The organism is Corynebacterium sp. DNF00584 (assembly GCF_001552965.1).
In the GTDB taxonomy this organism is placed as follows: Bacteria; Actinomycetota; Actinomycetes; order Mycobacteriales; family Mycobacteriaceae; genus Corynebacterium; species Corynebacterium phoceense.
The window spans coordinates 18,559-34,375 of sequence record NZ_KQ959764.1 but is presented as its reverse complement, the minus strand read 5'-3'; the positions used below and the strand labels follow the sequence as shown (position 1 = coordinate 34,375).

Sequence of the window (15,817 nt, the reverse complement as noted above, 5' to 3'; positions counted from 1 at the left end):
CGTCTGTGTGGCTCGAGGCCACCTACGACATTCCGACGCGGCCGTCGGAGAAACTGGCGGCGGTGCTGCGTCTTATTGTCTGCTCCATGGCCAAGCGCGCGCTGCTCGCGGACGGCACGGAAAATGTGGACTCGCTGTCGCAGACGGCAGGCCCGTTTGCCCAGTCGACGTCGTATCGCAATAGCGAGGGCAACCTGTACCTCACGAAAGCGGAGCGCGAGATGCTGGATAAAGCATTGGCGGACGAACTGGGGCATTCGCGCGGCATGCGGTCAATCGAGGCGGTGAGCTGGTTGTGACCCGAACATTCATCGCTCCGAAACACACCGTTGAGGTCATGATGCCAGGCGCAGAAGTGACGGATCGGTTCGGTAACCGTAGTCCGGGTGCTGGCGAGTGGCAGACAGTGCCGGTCATCGGGTGGGCTGTAACGCAGTCTCAAGAGATGGCAGGGGACTCGGTGCTGCGCACTATCGATGTCCTCGAGGTCTACGCCCCTGACTCCCTCGACATCCTGCCGTCTGCCCAGGTGCGCCTGCCCGACGGGCAGGAATGGCAGGTCGACGGCAATCCCCAGGACTACAACCACGGACCATTCTGGGCACCGGGCGCGCTTGTCGTGAAGTGTAGAAAGACGGTGGGGTAGATGGCCAGCATTGAGATCGAATGGAACTTGTCGGCATTTCGGAAAATGCGCACCATGCCAGAGACCGTCGCAATGGTCGACTCTGCCGCCGACGTGGTGCGTTCCCGCGCCGAGGCCGTATCCCCGGGGCATCCGTACGAGTCGCGAGGTTCGGTCCTCAAAGGTAGGCGGCGTTACGGCGCCATCGTGCGTACCCCGCCGGAGTCAATCCGCTCCAACGCCAAGCACAATTCGCTCCTTAAGGCCATAGGCGGTGAGCTGTAATGGTCACCGCACTCGAGCTAGTCATCGAGGTACTGGCAGAGGCCACAGGTCTTCCAGTGTCGTCAAAAGTGCAAAGGGGCGCCTCCGGGGTATTCCTGCGGGTTGAGCAGGCTGCTCCAACTGCTTTCTCGCCCTCGCACGACAAGACCATGATCATCGTCCAGGTCTATGGGCCGCACACCCAGTTGGAGGACATCCTCGAAATAATCGGGAGGTGTCGTGACTTCCTCCGCTTCGAATTGGCCGGCCAAGTGCCCGCGATCGTCGGGTGGGACGAGGTCTCTGGCCCCGTCGAGTTCCCCGACCCGGACATTCAAGATACATACGCACGCTGGCAGTTCGTCGGCTACGTATTTACCACCCTCGCCTAAACCGGGCGAGGGTTCACTCATTTTCAGAAAGGACCAGTACACATGTCTGATTCCCGTAACCGCACCAATGTCATCGTCGGCGCACCCGACGTCAAGGCCTCTGGAGGTCTGCAGATCGGTGACCTTGTCAAGGACACCGCTAAGTACCCGAAGGACGCTACGACCCCGATCTCGGCCGAGCTGGGCGTCAAGCCCGCCGGGTTCGTCGGCGAAGACGGCATCGTCAAGACCGTCAACCGCGACACCGAAAAGATCAAGGACTGGAACAAGGACTCCGTTATTGTCCTCGAGACTAGCCACGAAGTCACCGTAAAGCTGACGCTGCTCGAAGCCGCCAACGCCAACGTACTCGGAACCGTCTACGGCAAGGACAACGTCACCATCGCAGACGGCAAGATCACCGTCTCCGACTCCGCTGGCGAACTGCCGCACAAGACGTGGGTGGCTGATCTTAACGGCGGCGAAGGTAAGAAGGGCCGCATCTTCATCCCCGACGGCCAGGTCACCTCCGTCGGCGACATTTCCTACGTCAAGGACGACGTCATCAAGTACGAAATCGAAGTCGAGTGCTTCGCCGACGCCAACGGCAAGAAGTTCTACCAGTTCTTCGACACCCCGGCCGGTACTCCGGCTGCGGGCACCGTATCGGCTGGTAGCGAATCCTAATCATTTTTGATGGCCCCACAGATACGGGAGACGCTGTGGGGCCGCCACACAACTGTCTCCCCAATTTTTCAACCCATAGAAAGGTCTCCCAATGACTGAAAAATTCCACTACACCGTCGGCAAGAAGAAGATCACCCTTCCCCGCTTCGGCAATCTCCCCTTCGGCGTCATCCGCAAGATCCGCAAGCTCGACGAAGTTGAACAGCTGTTCACCCTCTTCGAACTCGTCCTCGACAACGACCCTGATACCCTCGCCATTATCGACACGATGGAGCAGGAAGCTGTCCAGGAACTGATCGTTGCCTGGCAGAAGGACTCCGGAGTCACCGTGGGGGAATCCGAGGAGTCTGCGGACTCCTAGACGAGGACGAACTACGCCGCGCACTCGAAGCCGACCTCCTGCGCGCAGGGCTGAGGCTTCGCTGGTTCGGGCAAAGCGATCCTGACTATCAGTGGGGTGATCTCGTGGCGTTTATCGACACTGTGCCGCGGGAATCAGCACTATATCGAGCCGTGCATGGCGAAGACGCCGAGTGGGGGCTTTCCGATGACCTGCTCGCGCTTGTCGCCGACCGGCTCGGAATCATCCATTACGCGCTGACCGCTAAGCGTGGCGACCCGCTGCCAGTGTTTGTCTCACGCGGCGCCAACACCCGCAGCAGCGTGGAACTCGCAGAAGGGGATTCAGTCGACCTCAACGATAACGACGCGTCGGGAACCGTCACTGGTGAAGTGGCGTCTACTGCTGAAATCGCCCGCCAGCTCGGCTGGGCCTGACACAAAGGAGCCTGCCCATGGCGATCAATCTGGCTACTGCCTACATCTCGATCCTTCCGGAGACGTCAAAGTTCGCCGATGGAATCAATAAGGTCGTTAAGAGCTTCGACTCCATTGGTGCGTCGGCTGGCAAAGACCTTGGCCGGTCTATGGCAACGTCAACGGCCAAAGCGCTTGATGCGAGCATTAAGGGCAAGGGGAAGTCTGCCGGTTCCGAGCTGGGTAAAGAGCTTGACCAGGCCATGCAGGCCGCGGTTAAGGGTGCCGGGGTCAAGACTGGCAAGGCTGTGGGTGACGAACTGGAGAAGTCTGTCGGTAGTGCAGGTAAGCGTGCCACCGATGCGCTCAAAAACAGTTTTGTTGTCGGCGCAGTTGGCGGTGGAGTCGCAGCCGCGACGTCCGCGGCCATCGGCGGGCTCAAGGGGCTTGCTGCTGAAGCCGTGACCGCTTCGGACGCGACGGATAAGTTCAAGTCCACTCTTAGCTTTGCGGGGCTTGATACCGGCACGATCGATAAGGTCACCGCCCAGGCCAAGGCTTACGCTGACGCCACGGTTTATGACCTCGGTGACATCCAGTCCATGACCGCGCAGCTGGCCTCCAACGGCGTTAAAGACTACTCCAACCTGGCTGAGGCCGCCGGTAACCTCAACGCGGTGTCTGGCGGCAACGCCGACACCTTCAAGAGCGTCGGCATGGTCATGACTCAGACCGCAGGCGCAGGCAAGCTCACCACAGAGAACTGGAATCAGCTCGCTGACGCCATCCCCGGTGCCTCAGGAGTGCTGCAAGAGGCCATGCTTAAAAACGGGGCGTACACGGGCAACTTCCGCGACGCCATGGCCGACGGTCAGATCACCGCCGAGGAATTCAACCAGGCTGTGATGGAGCTAGGGCAGCAGGACGGGGCGAAGCAGGCTGCGGAGTCCGTGAGTACTTACGAGGGTGCGCTTGGTAACCTCCAGGCCACGCTTGTCGGCGCGATGTCGGATGGGTTGACAGCAGCTAAACCGTTTCTGACCGATCTTATCAACGGGTTTAATGACCTAGCAGGGAAAGTCATCCCGCTCGTGGGGGCGGGCCTGCGCTCAATTCCCGATGTGGTGCGCGGCGTGGGTGATGCTTTCCAGACTACAGGGACGTGGATCGCCGACAATAAAAACAAGCTTCTCGGCCTGGCGACTGTGGTATCCCCGGCGGTTGCACCCGTTATGATCGGCCTGGCTGCTAAGTGGACTGCGGCAGGTATCGCAGCTACCGTAAGCGCGGCTAAGCAGGTCGCGGCGTGGATTTCCACTAAGATTGAGGCGGTCAAGTCGGGCGCTGCGGCTGTGCTTAATCTTTGGAAGGTGGGCGCGGGCTGGATTATGGCCGGCGTGCAGGCAACTATCGGCGCGGCTAAGCAGGTTGCGGCATGGGTGCTGGTGCGCGCCCAAAACGCAGGCTCTGCCCTGCTCGCCCTCGCTTCCCTCGGCACGGGCTGGGTGAAAGCCGGTATCCAGGCCACCGTCAACGCCGCAAAGATTGCCGCCTCCTGGGTCGTAGCTATGGGCCCCATCGGGTGGGCAATTACAGCAATCGTCGGAATTGGCACCGCCTTGTGGGCATTCTTCACCAAGACAGAGACCGGCCGACAGCTGTGGGCTACCTTCACCGCTGCGCTGCAGTCCGCATGGCAGGGGTTTACCACCTGGATTTCTTCGACATGGACACTGTTGACTGCAGGATTTACTGCGGCGTGGACGATCATCAAGTCCACCTTCTTTGACCTGTGGAACGGCGCCGTCGACGCAATACGGTCTGCCTGGGAAGGGTTTACAGGCTGGATTTCATCTACCTGGGGCACGATCACCACCGCGTTTAGCACTGGGTGGGAGGCTATCCAGGGGGCGTTCTTCACTCTGTGGGATGGTGCCGTTGAAGGCATTAAGACTACCTGGGAGTCGGTTAGCGGTGCGATCTCGTCGACGTGGGAGGGGCTCAAGTCTGCGTTCCAGGCAGGCTGGGACTTCATCAAGTCCGTCTTCATTACGGCCTGGCAAAACGAAGTCCAAGGCTTGCAGAACATCTGGAGTGCAGTCGTAGGGGCACTCTCGGCGATCTGGGAGGGGCTTAAGACCGCGTTCAACAACGGTTGGCAGTTCATTCAGAACGTTGTCTTCGAACCGTTTAAGGCCGCGATTAACGTCGTGAAGTCCGTATTCAGCGGAAACACCGACGCCATGCGCGCAGCCTTCGACGTATTCAAACAGGCCATTCACAACGCGATAGCCGCCATTAAGAACCGCCTCAACGACATGGTCAACGGGTTCCGGGAAATCCCAGGCAAGATCAAGGCTGCGTTCGCGGGTGCCGGCTCCTGGCTCCTAGACGCGGGCCGCTCGATCATCCAGGGCCTTGCCGACGGTGTACGTAACGCCGGATCGGCGGTGATGGACGCTATCCGTTCCGTCGTGCCGGATTCCGTGGAGCGATTCGTTCCCGGCTTACATTTTGGTGGCCTGGCCGGCTTCGCCCGTAGCGGTGTCCTGCCATCCATCCCCGGTGTGTCGAACTCACAGCGAGACCCCATCCTTGGTTGGTCGACGGAGAAGAAGACCCCGATCGCACGTGTGGAACCAGGTGAATTCATCGTCAACCGCGCAGCCACTAAGCAGTACCTTCCGCTGTTGGCGGCCATCAACGGAGGCAAGCTCGACAGGCGCAAGGGCGACCTTGGCCTTCCTGGCTACGCCGACGGCGGCGTGGTGGGTTACTCGGATGTGTTGAAGTTCCTGCATGGCGGTAACGTCAACGGCAACCAGGCCCCCGGCTCGCTGGAGGGGTCGCCCTACGTGTGGGGCGGCGGCCTGGACGGAAACTGGGGCGACTGCTCGGGCACCCAGTCCGCCGTAGCAGCCCTGGTCGCCGGAGTAGACACGACAGGCCGCAAATTCGCCACTGGCTCGCAGGGCTCCTGGCTGGCACAGCACGGGTTCAAGCGGGGGCGTAGCTCTGGCAAGAACGCATTTGAGGTCGCCTACTTCAACGGCGGTCCCTGGGGCGGCCATACCGCGAGCACAATTTACGGCCCTAAGGGCGAGTCCACCAACGTTGAGATGGGCGGCGGGCGTGGCAACGGCCAGATTGGTGGCCGCGCCGCAGGCTCCCGCGACGGCCAGTTCACCGATGTGTGGTGGCGCGCACTCAAGGGCAGCACCGCCGTCGGTACGGCGGCATCAGAAGCTCTTGTCAACGGCAAGGTAGCCAACACATCGACTACCGGTGTCACCGTCGACACCGGCATCAAGCTCGACACCATCGACTGGGGCACGGCCTCGAACCTCAAGTCGGAGTGGGAGAAGGACGAGCACAAGCGCACCCAGCTTAAGAAGTGGCGGGCACACATCTACGACACCGGCGGAATCCTCCCCACCAACGGCATCGCAGTAAATAAGGGCAAGCCCGAGCGCGTCCTTAACTCAACCCAGACTGTGGCTTTCGACAAGTTCGTTGGCCTGGTGCCGGGCTTGACATCTGCGCTGACCAAGTTCTCAAGCGTGCCGTGGGAAGCCATGGCCGATGAACTAACAGCTGCATGGAACGGCTCCGACAGCGGCTATGCCGGGCTTGCTGAAGTCTTTGGCGAGCGCGCCGGGGAGAAGATCGCCAACAAGATCGCCTTCCTGGGTGATGTGGTGCGCGACGTTCAGGACGGGTCGAACATCCGCGCCTACCTTTCTGGTATGGATGCCACCGAGGGCCTGGGGCTTGCCGACAGTGTTGGATCCCTGGTTGGAATCACTGGCCTGAAGTCCACGTTCGGTGGGGTTACCGGAGCCTATAAGGACCTGGAAGATGCGTCCGTTGCGCAGGTTGATGCGACCGAGGCGGTCACCCAGGCTGAGAAGAATCTGATCTCTGCGCGTGCCCAGTACCGCGAAATGCAAGGCAAAGATGTGGAGCTGTCCGACAAGATGCAGCGCCGCATCAAGGACGCAGAGAAGAACCTCGAGGAGGTGAAGACGACTCCGGCGGCGAAGTCGGATAAGGACGGCTCGAAGAAAGCTAAGAAGGTCGCTGACGCAGAGGAGAAGCTCAAGCGTGTGCGCGAGGACGCGGCCAAGGAGCTAGAAAAGAACGGGTCGAAGTCCGCCGAGGAGCTTCTCAAGGCACAGGAGGCAGTCACCGACGCGGAGAATGAGTACCAGTCTTCGCTGGGTGCCGTGCGGTTGGCTGCGGAGGCTACTGGTCGTGCGGAGGTTGCTGCAGCGATCCAAGTCGCCGAGACTGTTATCAAGGTGACCAAGAAGATCGTCACGTGGATTTCCGACAAGATCGTGGCAGTCCAACAAGGATTCGCTACTGCATGGTCGGGAATAAGCAACGCGTTCGGGTCCATCGCACAGCTCGCCGGTATGGTCACGAAGCTGCGCGGGGAGGTCAGCAAGCTCATCGTCCAGCAAATGCTGGCACAAATCGAATTGGCTGCAGCTCTGCGTAATGTGCGCATCGCACAAATGGACGGGGTGCGCTCACAACTCGAGGGTGCGGTCACTGTTGCCGAAGCCCAGGCCGAGTTTGAGGCGCAGCGTCGCGCTGACCTTAAGGCCAGCATGAGTAACTACGATGACCTGTCGCTGTCGTACGACCGGTTCCGCAACAGCCTTAAGGCAGGTACGGATGAGTTCGGCGCGTCGATGGATTCGATCATGGCGGACATGTCGACGTGGTCTGACACGTCGCGCTCCCTGTGGGAGAAGGTGCAGGCCGCGCAGGTTGGCGAGCGGTTGCTGGCGGCCCAGGCGCAGCAGGCCAACCTCGAGGCAGTCTGGAAGGCAACCGTGGCTGCCCTGAATCTCAAGGATGTGACGGCCCAGCTGGGTACTGCTGCTGAAAAGCTGGCGGTGGCCTCGGGCAAGGCATTCGGCATGGGAGAAGGGGAGGCTACGGCCGCGCAGCGGTGGGCTGACCTGCAGGCCGAGAAAGCCAATATCAAGGCCAACCAGGGCAAGAATTGGTGGCGTGTGTTCTCGTATCACGCATCCGGTGCTGGGGCGATGGACAAGCGTCGTCTCGCCCAGATCGACCAGCAGCTTCGCGAGCTGGAACAAACCGACGAGTTCAAATCAGCCAACGTCAACAAGCGCGATGTCAACAAGGTGATGTCGTCTGCAGGGTGGCTCGGGTTCACCGGGCATACCGACATGGTTGAGCAGATGATAAAGAACTCGTCGCTAGGTGATGCTGCTCGAGCTCTCGATGAAATCGAGTACAAGAACAAGCAGATCGACATCAAGGCCAACGAGTCGGAAATGCGGCGACAGCTGGAAAAGCAGCTGGCCGAGGTGGACTACCGCACGAAGCTGAATCCGATGAACAACGAAATCACCGCGTTGGAGTCTGAGAAAGCTTCGCATGAGGCATGGGCGAAGTACTACGAAACCCAAGACGCCGGAGTGCGCGCCGCAGTCGAAAAGCTGGCCAACTACCAGGCCGATACCGCCGACCAACTGCGTCAGCTTGCTGCTCAGCCCGACAAGGTGCTGTACATGACCGGCGATGCGTTTAGCGCGGAGCAGGTCAAGGAGATGGCAGGCAATCTGAATGCACGAGTTGTGCAACTGGAGAACAAGACGCCGCTGGCGGCCGAGGTGGCCTACAGGAGACGCTAAAGAAAGGAACGTCCATGGGTTATTCCCTGCGGTATCGCGCGCCAACTGGGGCGGAATACCAACTACTCGAAGGCAGTGACGGTACACCGTTTATTGAGGTTGATACTCTCTCGGGATTCGTCGGTACCTATACCGACAATCCGGTCGTGGTGCCAGGTGAACCGGGCGCGGCACTGTTGCTTGCCGATCGCACGGTCGCACCAATGGAGGGGTCGTTTACTCTCGTCCTCTTCACCTTCGACCAGTGGGTTAAAGCCCACGCGGATTTTTCAACCCGCGCGCCGGGCACCCTGCTCCTTCGGCGTGATAGTGGTGCCGAGTACCAGGTGGCGATGCAGCTCGCGGCCTCGCTGCCTGCGCCTGGTGCCGTACCTCGCCAGGGTGCGCGCATCGAATTATCTGCTGTGTGCTACGCCGGTGTGTGGTCACGCCACTACACGGCGTCCGGCAGTTCGGTATCGATCGCTAACGGTGGGGACGTACCTATCTGGCCAACTTTGGTGTGGTCGGGTAGTGGGGGCACAGTGCGTCTTCCCTCCGGGGCGTCGTTCACGCTGCCTGCGGTCACCGTCGAGCATCGCCTGCCGCTGCGACGGTCAAATAGTGCACGCGTCTGGGTCGGTAACACGCGCGCGGCCATCACTGTCGATGCCGTGGGTGAGATGGTCCCGGTCGGTGAAACTCGTTTATTTGGGCTTCCAGCTGGTGCGTACCTCGAGTGGGAGGAAGGAGTACTTAACCCGTGGATCTAACGAACTGGCGCAAGCACATTGACAGGGTAGTTGCCGACGAGGGCCAGTGGTTGGGAATCCTCGACGAGAATGGGTTACCTCTTCTCGAGCTAGGTGGCGTCATTTCCGTGACTTTTCCCAAGGCTAGGCTGACGGCCTCCTCCGTTGAGGTTGAGGTTTCGGTGCAGCCTGGCGATCGTGTGCTTGATGAGCTTGTTGGGAACGGCCTTGGAGTCCAGGACTCCACCGGTGCGCTTGTTCCTGCCAACGGGCCAACCCGGCTTTTAATGATGGTGCGCTCTGACGGGCAACGCCGCGCAGCAACCATCATTTACACAGTTGTCGCGGGAAAGTCGGCGCCGTCCACACTTACCATCCACGCCCTCGACCTCCTCGACGGGCTGGCGTGGTGGCCTTGCCCATCTATCCCAGCCGAATGGAAACGTGCCGCCTTTACTGAATGGCGTACCGATGCATCCGGCGTGACCTACGTGCTGCCACGCGAGCTTGCTCAAGTTCGTCTGGCTACCAAAGCCGACGGGTACACCATGGACGGTCCTGCAGTGTCAACCGTGCGCAACCTCATCCAAGACTCGCTCGACGCAGTCAACAAACTCTACGGATGGGACAACCAGCCACACGCCGTCGTCGCCTACGACACTCAGTCCGATACTTCGGATCGAGTACTCATCCGCGTCAACGATGATCCCGTCCTCGACACTGTCGCTAGCGCCTGCAAAGTAGCTGGTGTCGGTATCGACGTGTCGTTGTGGTGGCCGGGGGATCCCCCAATCCTGTGCCGTAACAGTGTCGAAACAGTCGCGGCCCATAGCTGGGCGCATCCTATTCAAATCATTCATGTCAACAAGATTGAGGAGGTCTGATGCACCCACTCATTGCCGACGGCGGTGAACTCACTGTCCTACGTTCACTTGCCTCGTACGCCTACGGCACCTGGGCAGTCACATGGCCTGATACCGTCCCCGACGACCACAAGCCAGAAATCCCTGACGACCAAGACTTCGGCTACGCCGCCAAACTCCGTGACGCGCCGGGGCGGATGGGCCGTAGGTTTGTGCGCGCTAATGTGTCGATTACTGCGGCGGAGTATTCGGAGACTGGCGCTATGGTCCCGTTCTCGGGCCGTAGTGATGTTGAGCGTGTGCTTGACGATGCCGCTCGGCGTACCGATGGTGATGCGTTGTTCCAGCAGGATTTTGACAGGTCAGCGTTGGGAGCTCTAGTGCCGCGGGTCGATTTCGATGTCGATGACATTGTTCCGGTGTTGATTTGGAACCGTGTGCTGATGCAGCCGGTGACCTTGATTGAAGACAAGGTTGAGGCTGGGGCTGTTGTTGACTGGCGCGTTCATGTTGGCGGTGCCCTGGTTGAGGATGATGCCGCTCGCGAGCGAGACATCCAGGACCGTGAGTTCGAGATTATGCAGGAGCGTCGTGAGCGGCTTGAGGCTGTGGGGTCGGTGAGCAAGGTCGCGGCATCGGCAAAAAACACCGCGGAGTCTGCGAAGTCTGCTGCCCATGAGGCGCTGACGGCGGTCAAAGATGCTGACGGGACGATTGCTAGTCATGTGCGTGAGGCGACTGAGGCGTCGGAGAAAGCGGCTGAGCATTCGGAGGCTGCGGACCAGCATTCGAAGGATGCGGCGCGGTCCTCGTTGGAGGCGCGGTTGGCGTCGCAGCGGTCGTCGGCGTCGTCGGCACAGTCGGTGTCACACAGCATGCTTTCATTGGATTATTCGGAGCGGTCGCGTGAGCATTCGGAGAAGAGCTTCGAGTACTCGGACCAGGCGAGGCGGCATTCGCAGAAGAGCTTCGATTATGCGCGGGAGGCTGCTGATCGCGTCAAGGAAGCCACCGATGCTTCGGATGCGGCGTCGGATGCGTCGCAGGCGTCGCAGCAGGCATCACGGGAGGCGTCGGACGCGTCGTCGCAGGCGAAAACAGCGTCGGAAGCGTCATCCACGGCGTCGCAGGCGGCAACGCAGGCGAAGACGCTGACACAGGAGGCACTGCGGAAAGCGGAGGAAGCACGCAATGATGCGGAGACAGCGCGTCGCTTAGCTGAGCAAGCCCGCGACTCTGCCGAAACCAAACGTGCTGATGCAGAAGCGAAACGCAATGAGGCGGAGCAGGCGCGTAAGCGTGCGATGCAGTCGATGCAGGCTGCTGCTGCCGCGATGGCAGCAGCGGAGCAGGCGCGCATGTGGGCGGAGGAGGAGCGCAAAAAGGCGGAGCAGCAGCGTGTGCAAGCAGAGAATGAGCGCTCGAAGGCCGAGTCTGCGCGGTCTGCTGCTGAGACTGCGCGTGATCAGGCTGAGACGGCGCGTTCTGATGCGGAGGGGAAACGTGCTGCCGCTTAGACGCAGCGTAATGCCGCTGAGCAGCAGCGCAAGCTTGCGGAGACCGCCCGCAGTCGAGCAAGCAACGCGATGATGGCAGCATCCTCGTCCATGGCGGCTGCAGAGCTCGCACGAGCGGAGGCGGAGCGACGCCGCAACGAAGCCGAGCAGGAGCGCAAACTCGCCGAGGATAAGCGCAAGCTTGCCGAACAGGAGCGGCAGAAAGCGCACGAGGCGCGCCAGGGTGCGGAGAAAGCCAAGGCACACACCCTTGCGATCCAGCAGTACTACCTCTCAGGTGGTCTTGATGTGCACCGCAACCTGATTGCGTGGAACAGGGACCGACGGACCAGGCTGTTTAATCATGTGGGTGCGGGGTCGAAAAAACACGACGACCTGCTGACCACCACTGACTGGAACCAGCAGCGGGGGCTGAAATTTACCGCGCATGGCACGTGGTGGGGCCGAGTCCAGTTCCAAATCGAGTACAAGGCCGCCATCGGCGGTAAATCGGCTGTGGACTTGTACACGTTCAATGTCGGACCAGGATACCGCTCAGATGTGTTTGAGCAGGGAGCGCCACAGATGGTGTTCACCCAGGCGCACATACAGGTCGAGGTGTGGCTGCCGAACAAACCCGAATACGTGCTTGAGGTGGATAGGGAGACGGGCAAGTTTATCCCGACTGATGTGTATAAAAACCCCGTCGAGAACCCGGTGAGCGTGCGCTCTGACGGTGCCGTTGCGTTTGAACGCAGCGTGGCCTTTTCCACACGGGAGGCCCAATTGAGCAAGGACGGCAAGTCCGTGCGGGCGAAGAAAGTGCAGATTCCCGGCACGGATATTTCCGTGTGGCCACCCTACGTGGCATTCAAAGAACAGTAGCCAGAGAAATGAAAGGAAAGGATAATGACAGCACCAGAAGCAGGCCTTGAGCAATTCGTCAAGGCCATAGAGGGGCTTGACGCCTGGCAGCTCGAAGAGGCTGCCAAGCAAGTCGTCCAACGCCTCTCCGACGCTGGCCTGATGCGCCACCGCGGGTGGTGCTTCGATGAAGAGCCAGCGCGCCGGGAGCGTGAGAGAGCAATCCAGGAGGGCGCGACGCATGCGGTACAGCGGCTGCGTGAGCAGGGTGCGCTGGCGACCCCGCAGGACGCGAAACTGCCTGCGACGATGCGCGCGGACGGTATCGGTGCGGTCAGCCAGGCTGTGGAGACTGTGCCGTTTTTGCCGGGTGAGCACGTCCTGTGGAAAGGACACATCCTCCAAAAGACCGCACTGACTGACCTGCCGAATGATTTCACGGACCGCACGGTGTGGCTGGACGTCACACCACCAAAACCAACCACTGCAGCAGGCACTGGTGATGCCCCGGCGGCCGGGGACCGTCCACGCCCTGGAGCTGCAGCAACACACTAAGGAGGAGAAATGACAACACCCGATATTGCAATGCCGGTGTCATTCACACTGGTAAGACAAGCTGGGAATGAACAGCTCACGCGCGTAGATGGTGGCGACCACTACCGCCTGGAGGGGCCGAGCTTGGTATCTGCGTCCTGGTCTGGGCCGCAAAAGGCCGAGCTTTGGCACCAGCACCATAATGGCAAGGGCTGGGAATGGCGGAAGCTCACCGAATTTAACGGCGGGGGGGACGACGGGCCGGGGTGGGGCAAAACCCGGGGAGAAAGTCGTGGTGTATGTCCGCCCTGCGGCGAAAGCTCAAAATGTGGCGGAGGATCACAGGGGCACACTCACGATTTATCCGGTCTAGCGCGCCGGGCGGTGGCGTAAATGACCGCACCACTAGAAGAAGCCTGGATGCGCTCACTGGTCATCAAGCCCGTCTCAACCGAGGGCAGCACTCGGGGCCAGATTGTGGCCGGGCGCGGTCCGAAAGACACGGCTACCGATTTTTGGCTCCCCGCCGGTGTGCATCAGCTAATCATCGACTTCGACGAGGAGCGGTGGATGTCCCTCTACGTGGGGTCGCGGGCCGTGTTCGGCATGGACGGCCCCCACAAGGGCCGCATCGTCCGAGTCATCATGGACAAGGCGGGAACTGTGGTCCCATTCGTCTCGACGGCAGACCCGTCGAACCCCACGCTGCTGGGAATCACGATTTTCCAGGTGCCCGCCTAACCGCAGTGGAGGTGGCGGCATGACCACCCCAATCTTTGAAGACGCAATGCCGTACTCGGTCGTGATGACCGGCGCGCCGGGCACGAATCCTGTCATTGCCGCTGGCAAGGCGCACCAGCGCGGCCAAATCGACCTCATCGGCATCCCGAAAGGCGTTTCACATGTGCAGCTCTCCACCACCTATAGAGGCTCGACGACACTCGTCCTGACGGATGGTGACAGGCGGCGTGATGTGCAATGGTGGCGGGAAAACCCTGGTGGCATCAACCTGGTTGAGGCCGTGAGCAACAACGCCTACATCTATCTGCGCGCCGCCGACGCCACGACGAATGACACGTTTTCATTCGTGATCATCCCGATGCCCGCCCAAGACTAACTGCGAAAACCAACCCAGCCCCCACGAGGGGCATTTTTATACCCAAGAAAGGAGGAGGCTATGACCACAATGCCAGTACAAAAAGGCTTCTATGTCACAAGCCCAATAGGCGCACGGTGGGGCACCACCCACTGGGGCACCGACTTTGGCCGCGACGGAGGCTCAGGCGGCTACCCCATCTACGCCGTCAAGGACGGCACCATCATCGCAGCCGGGCCAGCAAGCGGCTTCGGGCGCTGGATCAGACTCGACCACCCCGCCAGCGTCGGCGGCGGTGAATCCGTCTACGGCCACATCATCCCAGAGGTCGCCACCGGCGAACACGTTAGAGAAGGTCAGCGTATCGGACGCATCAACCCGAACAGCGCAACCAACGGAGGCGTGCCACCACACCTCCACTTCGAGTTCTACCGATACTCATGGGTCGCGCCCGCGCAGCGCGTACTCGGCGAGACCATCCTCGACCCCGAGGTAGTCCTCCGCGATGCACGCTGGCCAGGAGAACCCGGCGGGGACCAGGCCGCGCCGGGCGTCATCTTCGGCATCGACGTGTCCGAGCACCAGGACGGCATGTCGCTCGCGCAGGCGAAGCGTGAGGGTATCGACTTCGCCATTATCCGCACCACGGACGGCACCTACAAGGACAGGTGCTACCGCTCTCATCTTGAGGACGCGGAGAGCGCGGGAATGCTCACCGCCGCCTATCACTACCTCAGGAACCCGAGCGAGGGCACTAGCGTGGCGCAGCAAGTGCAGGCCTCCCTGGAGGTCATGGGCGACAAGAAGCGCCCGCTGTGGATTGACGTGGAGACCAACGCGGGCCTTCATGTTGACCACATCCGCGCCTGCAAGGCCGAGTTCGAGCGCCGGGGCGTGCGCGTCATCGGCGCGTACTCCTACGTCCCGTATTGGGAGGGGCGTATCAGCCCCCACGAGCCGGACAGTCACGAGTTCGGAGCGTTCTGGGTCGCAGCCTACGGCGGCAACCCGAGGGGCAAGCCGCGTGACATTTACCCCGGCGACCACCACCGCCAATGGGACTACCCGCTGGGCAATCAGAAACCCGCCCTGTGGCAGTTCGGCAGCAACGCGCAGGTCGCGGGCTACAGCGTGGACATCAACGCCTACCGGGGCAGCAGGGCACAGCTGGAAACACTATTCACAGGAAAGCAAGAGCAGGAGCTAAGCATGGCTGATATTCAAAGAATTCTCGAGCATATTGACCGGAAAACCGAAGAGACCAAGCGCTACGTCGATATTCGCATCACCGACCCCATTGGCTCGGATGTGAAGGATATTCGCCAGCAAATCACGGGCGGGCGTGACAAGATTCTCCGCGAGGACGGCACCGTGGACATTGAGGCGTCGTACCCCGGCTGGAAGCACCTAGGGGTGAACGAGAAGGGTAAGGGCATTACTCCGGTTGACGCCCTTGCTCACATGATTCAGATGATCGTCCGTATTGAGCGCAAGCTCGACCAGCTCCTAGGAGGCGAGCACTAATGGCCAAGCACTACACCAATTCCGCACCGAAGCCTCGCGCCGTCATCGGAACCCCGTGGTGGATTCGGCTCGCTGTGTACGTCATCGTCGCCGCCGTGGGCCTGGCCCTCGTCGCATTCGGCATCGCCAGCCCCGAGCAGGTAGACGGCTGGCTGGGACAGACCGGTGGTCTAGCCGCGCTCATTGGTGGCCTCCTCGCCGCCGTGAATACGGGCCGCGAGTCAGATCAGGCCCCTGTAGGTGTAGTCATTGAGCAGCCCGTCACACCGGAGCCGGAGGACGTGCCCGCCCTGCCGGTCTACACCGGCCCCACCACCGCGGGGGAGTGAGG

Annotated in this window: 17 protein-coding genes; all 17 read left to right on the top strand. The window is 61.0% G+C overall.

Annotated features, from left to right (window positions below):
* Positions 1–5 precede the first annotated feature (5 nt).
* The 17 genes from HMPREF0307_RS09500 (at position 6) to HMPREF0307_RS09420 (ending at position 15,815) form a co-directional block, all read left to right on the top strand.
* On the top strand, positions 6–299 hold the full coding sequence (locus HMPREF0307_RS09500; RefSeq protein WP_156435925.1) for a hypothetical protein: 294 nt from the start codon (positions 6–8) through the stop codon (positions 297–299).
* Entirely contained in the window at positions 296–646 is a 351-nt protein-coding gene (locus tag HMPREF0307_RS09495) for a hypothetical protein (protein ID WP_066492285.1), read from the top strand. The genes HMPREF0307_RS09500 and HMPREF0307_RS09495 overlap by 4 nt, the downstream gene beginning before the upstream one ends.
* Before the next feature lie 54 nt (positions 647–700).
* On the top strand, positions 701–910 hold the full coding sequence (locus tag HMPREF0307_RS09490) for a hypothetical protein (protein ID WP_156435924.1): 210 nt from the start codon (positions 701–703) through the stop codon (positions 908–910).
* On the top strand, positions 910–1,281 hold the full coding sequence (locus HMPREF0307_RS09485) for a hypothetical protein (protein WP_066492283.1): 372 nt from the start codon (positions 910–912) through the stop codon (positions 1,279–1,281). The genes HMPREF0307_RS09490 and HMPREF0307_RS09485 overlap by 1 nt, the downstream gene beginning before the upstream one ends.
* A gap of 42 nt (positions 1,282–1,323) precedes the next feature.
* Entirely contained in the window at positions 1,324–1,947 is a 624-nt protein-coding gene (locus tag HMPREF0307_RS09480) for a phage tail tube protein (protein ID WP_066492281.1), read from the top strand.
* Between the two features lie 91 nt (positions 1,948–2,038).
* A complete protein-coding gene (locus HMPREF0307_RS09475) occupies positions 2,039–2,308 on the top strand; it encodes a hypothetical protein (protein ID WP_066492279.1) in 270 nt (89 codons plus the stop codon).
* A gap of 104 nt (positions 2,309–2,412) precedes the next feature.
* Complete coding sequence (locus HMPREF0307_RS09470; RefSeq protein ID WP_156435923.1) at positions 2,413–2,724, top strand: hypothetical protein; 312 nt, start codon at positions 2,413–2,415, stop codon at positions 2,722–2,724.
* 17 nt (positions 2,725–2,741) lie between these two features.
* Entirely contained in the window at positions 2,742–8,378 is a 5,637-nt protein-coding gene (locus HMPREF0307_RS09465) for a tape measure protein (protein WP_066492277.1), read from the top strand.
* Positions 8,379–8,392: 14 nt separating this feature from the next.
* Positions 8,393–9,130 carry a hypothetical protein gene (locus HMPREF0307_RS09460; RefSeq protein ID WP_066492276.1) on the top strand — a complete coding sequence of 246 codons (738 nt, stop codon included), beginning with the start codon at positions 8,393–8,395 and terminating at the stop codon, positions 9,128–9,130.
* Complete coding sequence (locus HMPREF0307_RS09455) at positions 9,121–9,993, top strand: hypothetical protein (protein WP_066492273.1); 873 nt, start codon at positions 9,121–9,123, stop codon at positions 9,991–9,993. Before HMPREF0307_RS09460 ends, HMPREF0307_RS09455 begins: the two co-directional genes overlap by 10 nt.
* Complete coding sequence (locus HMPREF0307_RS09450; RefSeq protein ID WP_066492271.1) at positions 9,993–11,489, top strand: hypothetical protein; 1,497 nt, start codon at positions 9,993–9,995, stop codon at positions 11,487–11,489. Before HMPREF0307_RS09455 ends, HMPREF0307_RS09450 begins: the two co-directional genes overlap by 1 nt.
* A 90-nt stretch (positions 11,490–11,579) precedes the next feature.
* Positions 11,580–12,353, top strand: coding sequence for a hypothetical protein (locus tag HMPREF0307_RS09445; protein WP_066492270.1), 774 nt, complete (start codon positions 11,580–11,582; stop codon positions 12,351–12,353).
* A 24-nt stretch (positions 12,354–12,377) separates the two neighbouring features.
* Positions 12,378–12,887 carry a hypothetical protein gene (locus HMPREF0307_RS09440; protein WP_066492267.1) on the top strand — a complete coding sequence of 170 codons (510 nt, stop codon included), beginning with the start codon at positions 12,378–12,380 and terminating at the stop codon, positions 12,885–12,887.
* Between the two features lie 372 nt (positions 12,888–13,259).
* Positions 13,260–13,607 (top strand): hypothetical protein, encoded by a 348-nt coding sequence (locus HMPREF0307_RS09435; protein WP_156435922.1) that lies wholly within the window; start codon positions 13,260–13,262, stop codon positions 13,605–13,607.
* 19 nt (positions 13,608–13,626) lie between these two features.
* Complete coding sequence (locus HMPREF0307_RS09430) at positions 13,627–13,983, top strand: hypothetical protein (protein ID WP_066492263.1); 357 nt, start codon at positions 13,627–13,629, stop codon at positions 13,981–13,983.
* A 60-nt stretch (positions 13,984–14,043) separates the two neighbouring features.
* Positions 14,044–15,486 (top strand): GH25 family lysozyme, encoded by a 1,443-nt coding sequence (locus HMPREF0307_RS09425; protein ID WP_066492261.1) that lies wholly within the window; start codon positions 14,044–14,046, stop codon positions 15,484–15,486.
* Positions 15,486–15,815, top strand: a complete 330-nt coding sequence (locus tag HMPREF0307_RS09420; RefSeq protein WP_066492259.1) for a hypothetical protein — start codon at positions 15,486–15,488, stop codon at positions 15,813–15,815. The genes HMPREF0307_RS09425 and HMPREF0307_RS09420 overlap by 1 nt, the downstream gene beginning before the upstream one ends.
* Positions 15,816–15,817 lie beyond the last annotated feature (2 nt).

Coding starts and splice junctions, on each gene's coding strand:
- HMPREF0307_RS09445 (WP_066492270.1), top strand. CDS start 11,580: ATGGCGGCTGCAGAGCTCGCACGAGCGGAGGCGGAGCGACGCCGCAAC.
- HMPREF0307_RS09435 (WP_156435922.1), top strand. CDS start 13,260: ATGACCGCACCACTAGAAGAAGCCTGGATGCGCTCACTGGTCATCAAG.
- HMPREF0307_RS09490 (WP_156435924.1), top strand. CDS start 701: ATGCCAGAGACCGTCGCAATGGTCGACTCTGCCGCCGACGTGGTGCGT.
- HMPREF0307_RS09475 (WP_066492279.1), top strand. CDS start 2,039: ATGACTGAAAAATTCCACTACACCGTCGGCAAGAAGAAGATCACCCTT.
- HMPREF0307_RS09450 (WP_066492271.1), top strand. CDS start 9,993: ATGCACCCACTCATTGCCGACGGCGGTGAACTCACTGTCCTACGTTCA.
- HMPREF0307_RS09440 (WP_066492267.1), top strand. CDS start 12,378: ATGACAGCACCAGAAGCAGGCCTTGAGCAATTCGTCAAGGCCATAGAG.
- HMPREF0307_RS09425 (WP_066492261.1), top strand. CDS start 14,044: ATGACCACAATGCCAGTACAAAAAGGCTTCTATGTCACAAGCCCAATA.
- HMPREF0307_RS09465 (WP_066492277.1), top strand. CDS start 2,742: ATGGCGATCAATCTGGCTACTGCCTACATCTCGATCCTTCCGGAGACG.
- HMPREF0307_RS09420 (WP_066492259.1), top strand. CDS start 15,486: ATGGCCAAGCACTACACCAATTCCGCACCGAAGCCTCGCGCCGTCATC.
- HMPREF0307_RS09430 (WP_066492263.1), top strand. CDS start 13,627: ATGACCACCCCAATCTTTGAAGACGCAATGCCGTACTCGGTCGTGATG.
- HMPREF0307_RS09485 (WP_066492283.1), top strand. CDS start 910: ATGGTCACCGCACTCGAGCTAGTCATCGAGGTACTGGCAGAGGCCACA.
- HMPREF0307_RS09480 (WP_066492281.1), top strand. CDS start 1,324: ATGTCTGATTCCCGTAACCGCACCAATGTCATCGTCGGCGCACCCGAC.
- HMPREF0307_RS09460 (WP_066492276.1), top strand. CDS start 8,393: ATGGGTTATTCCCTGCGGTATCGCGCGCCAACTGGGGCGGAATACCAA.